The 11,994-nt window shown below is 39.6% G+C and carries 13 protein-coding genes; 6 read left to right on the top strand and 7 right to left on the bottom strand.

Annotated features, from left to right (window positions below; translation table 11 throughout):
• Positions 1–249 precede the first annotated feature (249 nt).
• A complete protein-coding gene (locus tag ACYSNU_RS07505; protein WP_461736564.1) occupies positions 250–774 on the bottom strand; it encodes a GNAT family N-acetyltransferase in 525 nt (174 codons plus the stop codon).
• 48 nt (positions 775–822) lie between these two features.
• Positions 823–1,470 (bottom strand): DUF998 domain-containing protein, encoded by a 648-nt coding sequence (locus tag ACYSNU_RS07500; RefSeq protein ID WP_461736563.1) that lies wholly within the window; start codon positions 1,468–1,470, stop codon positions 823–825.
• A gap of 138 nt (positions 1,471–1,608) precedes the next feature.
• Here ACYSNU_RS07500 and ACYSNU_RS07495 point away from each other — a divergent pair, with 138 nt between their 5' ends.
• Positions 1,609–1,920, top strand: a complete 312-nt coding sequence (locus tag ACYSNU_RS07495; protein WP_461736562.1) for an antibiotic biosynthesis monooxygenase family protein — start codon at positions 1,609–1,611, stop codon at positions 1,918–1,920.
• A gap of 250 nt (positions 1,921–2,170) precedes the next feature.
• Complete coding sequence (locus tag ACYSNU_RS07490) at positions 2,171–3,547, top strand: MDR family MFS transporter (RefSeq protein WP_461736561.1); 1,377 nt, start codon at positions 2,171–2,173, stop codon at positions 3,545–3,547.
• A 104-nt stretch (positions 3,548–3,651) separates the two neighbouring features.
• On the opposite strand, the gene ACYSNU_RS07485 is transcribed toward ACYSNU_RS07490, so the two are convergent.
• The 5 genes from ACYSNU_RS07485 to ACYSNU_RS07465 form a co-directional block, all read right to left on the bottom strand.
• Positions 3,652–4,449: a hypothetical protein gene (locus ACYSNU_RS07485; protein WP_461736560.1), complete on the bottom strand. Its 798-nt coding sequence runs from the start codon at positions 4,447–4,449 to the stop codon at positions 3,652–3,654.
• 25 nt (positions 4,450–4,474) lie between these two features.
• Positions 4,475–4,924: an ASCH domain-containing protein gene (locus ACYSNU_RS07480; protein ID WP_461736559.1), complete on the bottom strand. Its 450-nt coding sequence runs from the start codon at positions 4,922–4,924 to the stop codon at positions 4,475–4,477.
• 201 nt (positions 4,925–5,125) lie between these two features.
• Entirely contained in the window at positions 5,126–5,467 is a 342-nt protein-coding gene (locus tag ACYSNU_RS07475; protein WP_461736558.1) for a metal-sulfur cluster assembly factor, read from the bottom strand.
• Between the two features lie 102 nt (positions 5,468–5,569).
• On the bottom strand, positions 5,570–6,874 hold the full coding sequence (gene lysA, locus ACYSNU_RS07470; RefSeq protein WP_461736557.1) for a diaminopimelate decarboxylase: 1,305 nt from the start codon (positions 6,872–6,874) through the stop codon (positions 5,570–5,572).
• 129 nt (positions 6,875–7,003) lie between these two features.
• Complete coding sequence (locus ACYSNU_RS07465) at positions 7,004–7,921, bottom strand: YitT family protein (protein ID WP_461736556.1); 918 nt, start codon at positions 7,919–7,921, stop codon at positions 7,004–7,006.
• A gap of 171 nt (positions 7,922–8,092) precedes the next feature.
• Here ACYSNU_RS07465 and ACYSNU_RS07460 point away from each other — a divergent pair, with 171 nt between their 5' ends.
• From ACYSNU_RS07460 to ACYSNU_RS07445, 4 genes are all read left to right on the top strand, one after another.
• Positions 8,093–8,584 carry a YajQ family cyclic di-GMP-binding protein gene (locus tag ACYSNU_RS07460; RefSeq protein WP_461736555.1) on the top strand — a complete coding sequence of 164 codons (492 nt, stop codon included), beginning with the start codon at positions 8,093–8,095 and terminating at the stop codon, positions 8,582–8,584.
• 260 nt (positions 8,585–8,844) lie between these two features.
• The gene (locus ACYSNU_RS07455; protein WP_461736554.1) at positions 8,845–9,471 is read left to right on the top strand and encodes an MBL fold metallo-hydrolase; all 627 of its coding nucleotides are present in this window, start codon (positions 8,845–8,847) and stop codon (positions 9,469–9,471) included.
• Positions 9,472–10,100: 629 nt separating this feature from the next.
• The gene (locus ACYSNU_RS07450) at positions 10,101–10,799 is read left to right on the top strand and encodes a histidine phosphatase family protein (protein ID WP_461736553.1); all 699 of its coding nucleotides are present in this window, start codon (positions 10,101–10,103) and stop codon (positions 10,797–10,799) included.
• A 190-nt stretch (positions 10,800–10,989) separates the two neighbouring features.
• Complete coding sequence (locus tag ACYSNU_RS07445; RefSeq protein ID WP_461736552.1) at positions 10,990–11,832, top strand: undecaprenyl-diphosphate phosphatase; 843 nt, start codon at positions 10,990–10,992, stop codon at positions 11,830–11,832.
• Positions 11,833–11,994 lie beyond the last annotated feature (162 nt).

The following is an 11,994-nucleotide window of genomic DNA, read 5'->3' as shown; positions in this document are numbered from 1 at the left end:
CTTATGAAAAAGGACGAAATGCTTGGATTTCGCGGTACCACCTTTATTGACTGTTTGACAGTCCAGCTCGCTGAAGGATAAGGTCTTCACACCGATTGTTGGCAATCAATTTTCTGGCAGGTTCATAAAAAAAGTGGTTATCTGACTTGCAGCCGAGGTCAAACTCTCTAAAAACATTTTTTTATTACTATTCCAATTTCTTTTCTATGGTAGTCAAAATCCGCAAAAAAAGCAAGTCTTTCTTTGCCTTTAATCTAAAATAATTTGATAAGCCCGCCGTTCACCATTAGGCATGGGGAATTCAATTTCCCCTTGATAAGTGAAGCCAGCTCCTAAAATCACTTTTTGCATAATTTGATTCATCTCATGGGTATCAATCCGCAAATCACGACAACCAATAGTGGCAGCCACCGTCACTAATAATTGCATAAACAATTTAGCGTAGCCCTGCCCTCTTAGCTCTTGGTTAAAGGCCACTCTGTGTACCGACAGATAATTTTCGGCAGAATTTTCCTGCCAGCTGCCGGCTGAAATTGCTGTGTAAACTGGATCAACCCCGGAAACTAAAGCCGCCACTCCCGCAATGACGCCCTCAACTAACATAACATAGCTTTCCTTTTTTTCAATATCCGCTTGAATTTTCTCCCGTGTTGGACCATAGCCGTTTTGCCATTGAGGCGACCCCTGAGCCTGTAAATAACGTTTGCCATCTTCAATGATTTTTTCGATTTGGTCCAAATCCAAAATCGTTGCTTTTCTGACGTATACCTTCATATAATTCCCACCTTCTGTCAACAGTTTACCAAAAAACTTTTTTCCCGCCTACTCTTTCTGGTGATTTCTGTTTTGAATTTCAAAAATCGCCAAAAGGGCTACTGGCAAATATAAAAAGAAAAGATTAAGCCGTTGCCAAACGCCTTCATAGGTCACTGGAATTTGATTAATTAAGGGCAAATCTTTAGAACCAGATATGATTGAAATAATCGTTGATAAGAAAAAGACTATCAATAAATTGCGGGAGCGCTTGGGATGACTCCTGCGAAAATAAATACTCAATAGCAGCGGCACCACCATAAAGCCAACAATTCCGGCTCCAGAAGCAAGGTTGTGCACAAGCATTTCTAAGGTCAACGACCCTGTCTCAGCCGAATAAGTAAAGACACCGGTAAATATACAATCGCCAATTGCAAAAAAAGCAATCGCTAACGATAACAGCACGGCCAAAAGCGGTGTTTTTCTGGAATACCGCTGCCAGACTGCTGGAATACCTAAGAGCATTAAGCAGCCGGAAATAATCGACCAGAGATTAAAGGCCAGCTGGACTGGACTATCGTCACTGCCCAAAGCGCTGACATACATAGTCAGCGGATTAAAGCCTGGATAAAATAAATTTAAAACATAAGGCGTTAAAAAATCACTGATAACGCCGAGCAATAAGATAAAAAAACCATTTTTCTGCAACCAATTCATCTGACGACACCTCTTTTATTTCGAAAATTATTATAGCACGAAACAATTTTCCAATATAATAAAGTGAATTTCAAAAAAAGCTAATTGACAACCATTCTCAATTGACCGTATACTAATCTGAAAGAAAGGTGGATTTCGATGATTATTAAGACGGTTACTTTTGAAGTGGTGCCTGAAGGCAAGGTCCATTTTCAAGAAAAAATAAAAAAAGATTTAGCTTCATTAAAAACAGCAGCAGGCTGCCTATCAAGTGAAGCGTGGTTGCAGGAAAATAAGAAGAGCGTTGTCTTTCAAATGGTTTCAAAATGGCAGGACAAAAAGGATTTTCAAAACTGGTTGAAGCGCCCCGAACATTTAGCTGAGCATCGGGAGGCCCATCTTGCTAAAGAGCACGCACCTAAACTAGTTTTGCAAAAGACAATGTCAGAATTTGTCCCGCTTGCTGATTAGTTTACTAAGTTTAAGGCAGTCTTCTCTTAGTCTCGTTGATTCAAAATGTTGAGGTCAGTTGCTGAGATTAAAAAAGAAACTAGCCCTCCAGCGAGAATTTTTTCTTGACGCAGGTCGAATGTTCCGCTAATATAAGTAAAGCAAAAAAATCGTACAGATAACATGGGCGAGCCCATGTCGAGAGAGAGGCGGTTTCTATGAAAATAGAAACCCCTCTCTTTTTTTGTGAGAAGAAATATGAGGTGTAGTAATGCAACAGAAAAAAATCCACTTAGTTTTAGCCGTCTTGGCAACCGGAATCATGTCTTTTTCCGGCGTGTTAATCGAAACTGCCATGAATGTCACCTTTCCAACTTTGATTACAGAATTTCAAGTGACTACCGCGATGGTCCAATGGGTGACGACAATTTATTTATTAATCATTTCGATTATGGTGCCTTTAGCCAATTATCTCTTGAAAAAATTTACGCTAAGACAGTTGTTTTTGGCTGCTAATTTATTTTTCCTAGTCGGTCTTTTAACGGACTTCTTGGCACCAAATTTTTCCATTTTACTGGTGGGACGTGTCCTCCAAGGGATTAGCACCGGCATCGCCTTGCCATTGATGTTCAATATTATTTTAACCTATACGCCGCTAAAAAATCGTGGTGCCATGATGGGCTTAGGGACCATGACCACCTCAATTGCCCCAGCGATTGGCCCAACCTATGGCGGAATTTTAACCTCTGCTTTGTCGTGGCATTATATTTTTCTTTTTCTGATCCCTTTGATGCTAATTTCTTTAGCCTTGGGTCTTTACGCCATTCCGAAAATGGCGGTCCACAGCTCTGCAAAATTGGACTGGCAAAGTCTGTTAGCCTTAGGAATCTTTTTTAGTGGGGCTTTAATCTTTTTAAGCTACCTCAGCAGTTGGTTAGGTTGGATTGCTTTAGCCATTGCGGTAGTCGGATTAATTGTGTATCTACAGCGAGCAAAAAATGTGGCGGAACCGTTAGTCAATTTGGCGGTCTTGAAAAAAGCCAGTTTTAGTACCTTTCTTTTTGGCTTTTTAGTTTGCCAATTTTTACTATTGGGAATTTCTTTCATCTTGCCGAATTTTTTACAAGTTGTTTTAGGCCAAGATGCCTTTATCGCCGGCTTAGTGATGCTGCCGGGGGCAACTGTCGGAGCGTTATTGGCGCCATTTTCTGGACGCCTATTAGATAATATCGGTGCCAAAAAACCGATTATCATTGGCTTCAGTCTTTCTGCTATTGGGTGGTTAGCCTTAGCACTTTTATTGAAAAATCCAATTTTGTGGGGCTTTGTCGCCGCCCATGTCACTTATATGATTGGTAGCGGTCTTTGCTATAGTAATTTGATGACCACAGGGATGAATAGTCTTTCAGAAAAAGACTATGGCGATGGCAATACTTTATTTAATACACTGCAACAATTTTCTGGTGCTGTCTCCACGGCAATTGTCGCCAGTATTATTGATTTAGCCCAAGCGAGCCAAACCGATTACCAACAAGGAACAATCCTTGGTTCGCAAATTGCGATTTTCTTTTTATTAGCCTTATTACTCGTTGCTTTACTTTTCTGTGTCCGCTACTTTTACGGAAAAAAAGTTAGATCAGCCCAATAATTTCAGAAGAAAAAAAACACTTAAACGGTTTAGATGGCTTTTTATCAAAGTTTCCAATCAGAATCTTGATAAAAGTCTTCGCTGTTTAAGTGTTTTTATTTTACCTATTGGGGAGACGACATAAGTTGCAAAAAAAGATTGGTCTTTGCTAAATTTTCCTTGATTAAATCTTGGCGGAAAATCTGCGGATTTCCCCGAAACAATTTTTCAAGATTAGCCAAGAAAAGTGCGGTAAAATCAAGATAATGAATCCCCGCTTTTGAATAGTAAGGTCTTACTGACATTAATTCAGCCAAAGATTTTTGTAATTCAGGCGGGAGCTGCAATAATTGAAGCAAAGTTTTTTCAGCGTATTTACACCGCAGCAGCTCCTCAAACAATAGTTCGTCGGTAAAGTGTTCTCTAATATAGGTTATTTCTGAAAAATCCAGAGGTTCTTCAAAAGGGCTCTTTGGTAAAAACTCCGCGTGATAAACTTCTTTAAGATTTAGCAATTGGCTAAATAGATTACTATTCCCCAGCGAAACCTTCGTTAAGCGAAACAGCTCTTTTTTGATAGCTGCTTCTAATAGCTGGGATGCCGGTGTCTCAATAACAACCCTACAGATAAACTGATTATTCGAATCCCGTATCAAATAATTCAATAAACTAGTTATGAAAGTGTCAGCTAATTGCCCAATTGACTTTTCTGGTTGGTCAAAAATTTTGAGAAAGCGCCACTCTTCATCGTATCCAATTGATTTTTTCAAGTCCTCTGGAAAGTTTTCCTGAATTGTGATGCTGTCTTCTGTGACAGTTGCCTGAACAGTCGGCATTAGTACTTCAGGAATCAATAAAATATGATAAATAAAAAAATCATTTTTTTGGAGTAAAACAGTGAACTCTGTCGTTTTATTTTCCATATTTTGCCTCCTAAGTAGTTTGGTATCAACCAACCACCTGAAAGTTTTGGCAGACTAGCAATAATTCTGGGGTAAACTCAAGGTCAAACTCCCGTAGCGCTTGTCGGAAAAAAGCTTCGTGGGCATCATACCAATAACGATAGCTTAAATCTCCCTCCCCTTCTGAGCGGGCAAATTCTTCAGAGACTTGATTCATCGGCAAAATTTCCACTTTGGTGGTCTGGATAATAGCTAATGGTAAATTACGGCCATCAAGAATAATCTCATATTGGCCGACTTGAGGAATCTCCTCCCCTTCAAGCTTATATAAAGGAAAAGCTGAGCAGGTTCCAGTCTTTATTCCCTTAACTACCAGTTGACCTAATTCATCAGCCATTTCTGGACTGCCATCGCCAAACATCCAGGCCTCTGGCAATTCGGTGGCTAGATTATGTTTGGCAGCGAATTGCTGCCAGTAGGTTTTGATTTTTGTCATAGTATGTTTCCTCTCTTGCACGTTTCTATTCTTCCTATAAGGATAGCAGAAAATTGAAAGGCTGTCAGAGAAAAAATCACAGGTTTCTCCGATTATTCCTTATAAACTAAACGTATGTTGTTTTATCAAAGAAGTGGCATCGCAACTCAAAAAAAAACTCCTGATACTAAAACTGTATCAGGAGTTGATTTTTTCTAATTTTTAACGAATCCCTAAAGCAATCCGAGCATAGCGACTCATTTTATCCGTTGTCCAAGCAGGATACCAAACGAGTTTGACTTCAACATTGGCAACTTCTGGCACTTCTTTCATCGCTTCATGAATTTGTTCTGTTAGAATATCCGCCAAAGGACAGCCCATGGTGGTCAAAGTCATTTTAATGACTGTTTCGCCATCTGGTTCAAATTCAATTTCATATACTAAACCAAGGTTGACAATATCAATGCCTAACTCGGGATCGATTACGGTTTCCAAAGCGGTTAAAATCCGCTCTTTAATGGCTTCGATTTCTGTTGGGGACCATTCTTGATTTTGTTCAGTCACTGGAACCACTCCTTTAATTATTTTGTTTGGCGTAATCACGCTGCCAAACAAATTATTTCTTTTATTTTACTCTTTTTTTTAGTAAGTGTAAACGAGTTGTTATTATTTGATAGGGACATCCAGCGCAATTAAATCTTCATAGGTCTCCCGGCGAACAACTAAAGTCGCTGCACCATTCTCAACAAAGACCACAGCTGGTTTAAGATTGCGGTTATAATTACTAGCCATCGAGTAACCATAGGCACCGGTGCTGGTTAAGGCAACTAAATCTCCTGGAACTAATCGCGGCATTTCAATATTGCGGATGAGGATGTCGCCGGATTCGCAATATTTGCCGACCAAACGGATTTTTTCAGGATTGTCCCCTGCTCGGTTTGCTAGATGAGCATCATATTCAGCTTCATACAAGGCCGGGCGAATATTATCCCCCATCCCGCCATCAACAGACACATAATTGCGAATGCCGGGAATTTCTTTTTGCGAGCCTACAGTATATAAAGTGGTCCCGGCTTCTGCGACAATGCTCCGCCCGGGTTCAATTTGAATTTCTGGCAATGGATAACTGATTTTTTTCCAATGTTCTTGAATTTTTGCGGCAATAATTTTGACAAATTCCGCCGGAGGCAATGGATCATCTGATGATGTATAGCGAATGCCAAAACCACCGCCGACATTTAAAATTTTGGCTTCAAAATGATAAGCTTTCGCCCAAGCAGCCAAAAGTTCAATCATTTTATCGGCTGCTAAACTAAAGCCCGTCGTGTCAAAAATTTGCGAACCAATATGGCAATGAACACCAGCAACCTCAAAGGCATTATCATTTAACAACATTAGTAATGCCTGTTCCGCCTGACCGCTGGCAACATCAAAGCCAAATTTTGAATCCTCTTGACCAGTTAAAATATATTCGTGGGTTTCAGCTTCAATACCCGGAGATACTCGGAAAAGCACTTTTTGTTTTTTCCCAGCTTCATGTAAAATGCTGCTGAGTAATTCAATTTCATAAAAATTATCGATAATGATAGTACCAATTCCAGCTGCAACAGCTTCTCTCAGCTCGACAGCTGTTTTATTATTGCCATGAAATTCAATTTCACTCGCCGGAAAGCCTCCCTTTAAAGCGGTGAATAATTCGCCGCCGGAAACCACATCGCAGGACAAGGACTCTTCTTTTAATAAATCATAAATTGCCAAGCAGCTGAAGGCTTTACTGGCATAAATCACTTTATTTTTTAACTTCATTTCTTCAAAGGTTTGCTTAAAGCCTCGGGCCATTTGCCGAATATGAGCCACATCATAGACAAAGAGCGGGCTGCCATATTCTTTGACCAGCTCAGTTGTATCCACCCCGCCGATTTCTAAATGATTGTCTTGATTAAATTTTGCTGTCCCGAATAACATACACATACCTCCAAAGAATTCATATGTAGCATGATAGCATAATCAGTAGAAAAATCACGCTTTTTTTTCTTTTTTCAGAAAATAATCGAAAAAAACTCTGCCGCAACAATTTTGAGACAGAGTTTACTACTATTATTAGCGTTTGCTATTATGTTTTTTTAAATTAGGAAAATTGCCCGTTGTCTGAAAATATTTTTGCTCATCTTCATTGGCAAACTGGCCTAAGACCGCTTGTGTCGGCATGACGTTGACAAAAGCCCCTTCATCAACGGCCGTTAAAATTTGCTCCAGTTGATACAATTCATAGCGGGTAATCACCATCATAATTGTGGTGCTGTCGGCTTTTGAAAAGCCACCCTTCGATGGAAAAAGCGTCATCCCGCGGAATAATTGCCGGCTAATTTTGTCAGCAACCTCATCAGCCTTCTGTGTAACAATCATAACTGTCAATTTTTGATGACTGGTGTGAATCACGTCAACAACTTGGCTCATACAAAAAATGGAAATAATCGTATACAGAGCACTCTCCCAGTCAAAAATTAGCCCCGCCATCAAAACAATCACGCCATTTAACAAAAACATATATTTGCCGACGGTCTTGCCCGTCGTTTTTGATAGAACCAACGAAAGAATATCCATACCGCCGCTGGTAAAACCCATTTTTAGTGAATAACCAGCGCCAATTCCTAAAAGCACCCCGCCGACAATCCCGTTCATCATAATATTATCGGTAATTTCCCCCAGCGGAATAATCATTGTAAACAGTGAGACCGAAATTACGTTAGCAAAGCTGTAAATCACATTTTCTTTCCCTAATTTTACAAATCCTAAAATAAATAATGGCACATTCAAAAGGAAAATAAACAGTCCAGTGCTAACATGGATTTGAAAGTTTTGCCACAGCACGCTGGTGATAATTTGGGCAACCCCGTTCATCCCGGCCGATAAAATATGACCCGGAATTAAAAAGAAATTTAAGGCCAAACCACCGGTCAGCCCGCAGAGGATAATCACTAAAATCTTTTTTATAAACTCCCGTTGTTGAATTTTCACACAACTGCCCTCACTTCTTAAGCTATTTCAAAATCGCTAGTGCTAGAATAGCTAGAAATTAGTCTAAAAGCAAGATATGCCGTGATTTAATGAGAACAATTTTATTTTTGAAAATTTGTCTGATTCAGGAAACTTTGATACCATAGATGAAAAGCAATTGGAGGGATTCTTATGGCAAAAGATGCAAGCTTTGATGTTGTCAGCGAAGTAAATTTAGAAGAAGTTAAAAATGCGATTCAAATCGCTTTAAAAGAAATTACCAACCGTTTTGATTTCAAAGGGGCCAAAGTTGAAATCAAATTGGAGGGGGGAAAAGTTGTCGTTGTCGCCGATGATGATTTTAAAATGGAGCAAATTAAAGATGTTTTATTCAGTAAACTTATCAAACGAGAAGTACCGGTAAAAAATATTCATTTTTCTGAGAGTGAACACGCCTTAGGTGGAACCGTTCGCCAATCAGCGGATCTTATCACCGGCATTGATAAAGACAATGCCAAGAAAATTAACACGGCCATCAAAAATAGCAAAATCAAAGTAAAATCACAAATTCAAGACGATCAGATTCGTGTCACCGGCAAAAGTCGCGATGATTTACAAAAAATTATTACCCTATTAAGAGATTTGGACCTGCCGATTGAATTACAATTTACCAATTTTCGTTAACAAACAGTAGATGAGGCTGTGACATTAGTTAAGACAGAACTGATTTTTCCGAACAATATCTGCCAAGCACCATCAAGTATTGAGAATTTGCGTCGAGGACCTACTGGGCCACAGTCGCAAATACAATATAATTCGGGATTCCATCTGTTAACAAGACTAATGTCACGGCCTCGTCTTTTTACTAAAGTTAGCAGCTGTCCCTAGCGTAATCCAAGAAAAATATCTATAATGAAACAAGAAGAACCAAAGGAGGCTATTTCGTGGAAATTTTACAAATAAAAACCGGTATCGCTGAAGAAAATTGCTATCTGGTATCAAACGAAGAAAACTTATTAATCATCGATCCAGGTGAAGATGCGCTAGTCATCGCAGAAGAAATAAAAAAATTGCAACGCAAACCCATAGCGATTTTATTGACCCACACCCATTATGATCACATTGGTGCCGTGGAGGACCTGCGGGCACTTTATCACATCCCAGTCTATGTCAGCCCATTAGAGCAGGCTTGGCTCAGTGATCCCCTCTTGAATCTATCTGGCTTAGGCCGCCACGATGATATGGATAATATTATCGTTCAGCCAGCAGAATATGAATTTGATTTAAAGGAGTACATTCTTGGCGGCATGCGCTTTGAAGTTGTAGCAACACCGGGACATTCAATTGGCAGCGTCAGCTTTATCTTCGATGACTTTGCGGTTGTCGGCGATGCTTTATTCCGTGGCAGTATTGGCCGCACCGATTTACCCACTGGCAATTTGGAACAATTATTAAACAGCATCAAAACCCAATTGTTCACCCTGCCCGGCGAAATGCCTGCCTTCCCCGGACACGGCGAAGCGACTACAATCGAGCGGGAACGCAAAACCAATCCTTTTTTCAATAACTAATTGAAGTTGAGCTAGGATGCCAGTCCCACTTTCCCAAGTTAACAAACGTAAACCAACAATACAAACAACTATCACTCACCAAGTCAAAACACCCTAGTGGGATGGTATACGTACGAAAATAAACCTAAATTTTTGCAAAAAATTTATTACATTAAAATGAGCTAGGGTGCCAGTCCCACTTTTCTCGAGTTATTAAACGTAAACTAGCAAGACAAACAACTACCACTCATCTTAACGAAACAACCTAGTGGGATGGTATACGGAATGAGAATCAACCTAAATTTTTGTAAAAAAATTTAGTACCTTAATACGAATGAGGATGCCAGTCCCACTATTCTCGAGTTGTTAAACGTAAACCATCAAGACAAACAACTACCACTCATCTTAGCGAAACAACTTAGTGGGATGGTATACGTACGAAAATAGACCTAAATTTTTGAAAAAAATTTATTACATTAAAATGAGCTAGGATGCCAGTCCCACTCTTCCAGTTAACAAACGTAAACCAATAAGGCAAATAACTACCACTTATCTTAGAGAAACAATCTAGTGGGATGGTATACGTACGAAAATAAACCTAAATTTTTGAAAAAAAATTATTACTTTAAAATGAGCTAGGAGACTTTACCATGACAAAAACAGTTTTATATGTTGTGCGCCACGGAAAAACAATGTTCAATGCTTTAACCCGTGTTCAAGGCTGGTGTGATACGCCTTTGACTAAAGAAGGCCAGCAAGGAATTCACTTTGCAGCTCTGGGTTTGCGGGAGATTCCTTTTGAGGAAGCCTATTCCTCTGATAGCGGTCGAGCAATTGAAACCTCTCGCATCCTTTTGGGAGAACATTTTAATGGCCGTCAAATTCCTTATACGACAGATCCCCGTATTCGTGAATGGTGCTTTGGTTCCCTTGAAGGCGCTTATGATGCGGAAATGTGGGGCATTATTCCCCGCGTTTTAAATATCAATCCCGATACGCCTATGAATCAAATGGACTTTAAAGAAGTTGCTGATGCAGTTTTCCAAGCGGACACAGCCAACTGGGCGGAAACTTACGAACAGTTACGCCATCGGGTTTGGACTGGCTTTGAAGACATCGCTTATAAACGGGAAAAAGCTGGTGGCGGCAACGTCTTGGTTGTCTCCCACGGTTTGACGATTGCCTTTTTATTGAGTCTGATTGATAATCAACAACCAATGGGCGCCGGCATTGAGAACGGCTCAGTCACCAAACTCAGCTACGAAAATAGTAAATTTTCGATTGAAGGGATTAATGATATCAGCCATATTGAAGCGGGCAAAAAGATTTCCCACGAGTTATTACAATAATAATGTTTATAAACTGCTGCAGGCCTTTGTGAATGAGCTGTGAAAACTGTCTCATTAAGGAAACCTGTTGGCAGTTTTTTTATTTTTTCTAATAGCATTGGTTTTTTTCAAGATTATCGGTATACTAGAAAAGGTATTTCAGTTATTTGATTCGCTTAATTATAATTACCCTGATGAAAGGAATGAAAAAATGGTTTTATTTGTAAATATTATTAAAGCAGTCTTCTTTGGGATTGTTGAAGGCATCACCGAATGGCTGCCGATAAGTAGTACCGGTCATTTAATTTTGCTGGACGAATTTATTAAAATGAATTTGTCGGCTGAATTTATGAACATGTTTAATGTGGTCATTCAGCTGGGAGCGATTATGGCCGTCGTTGTCCTCTATTTCGATAAGTTAAATCCTTTTTCCCAAACTAAAACAGAAATTGAGAAAAAAGATACGTGGAGTTTGTGGAGTAAAGTCGTTATTGCTTTTATCCCCTCTGGTATTATCGGACTGCTGATTAATGATTTTTTAGAAGCTCATCTCCAAAACTTTGTTAGTGTGGCTATCGTCCTGATTATTTATGGGATTGCCTTTATTATTGTCGAAAGAATTAATAAAACAAAACAGCCGAAATGTACGGATTTGAATCGCTTCACCTATAAAGCAGCTTTAATTGTCGGCTTTTTCCAAGTCCTGTCACTTGTTCCCGGAACTTCTCGTTCTGGCGCTACCATTTTAGGTGGTATTATGATTGGGGCTTCCCGCTTTGTGGCAACGGAATTCTCCTTCTTCCTAGGAATTCCGACAATGTTCGCTGCCAGCGGCTACAAAATTTTGAAATTTATTACAGCCGGCAATAGTTTTTCCATTGGCGAAATTGTCGTCTTGTTAGTCGGTACAGCTGTTTCTTATTTCGTTTCGATTATTGCCATTCGCTTCCTGATGAACTACATCAAACGCAATGACTTCACAGTGTTTGGCTGGTACCGAATCGTGCTCGGAATTATCGTCCTCGGTTATTGGTTATTTACAAGTGTCCTTTAAGTAAACTAGTAAGCCTCTTCTTTCCAGAAGAGGTTCAGACTGTAGACAAATAGACTTTTAGAAGTAAAATTCTTCTAAAAGCCTATTTTTTGTTTTACTCATTCAAATTTGGGCAAAAAAATAAAGGCCTTCTGCCTTTAACTTAGCCAGGTGGCTAATTTC

The sequence above is a fragment of the Enterococcus sp. LJL120 genome, from assembly GCF_054871765.1.
The sequence above is the reverse complement of the archived record's forward strand: the minus strand, read 5'-3'. Positions and strand labels throughout refer to the sequence as shown.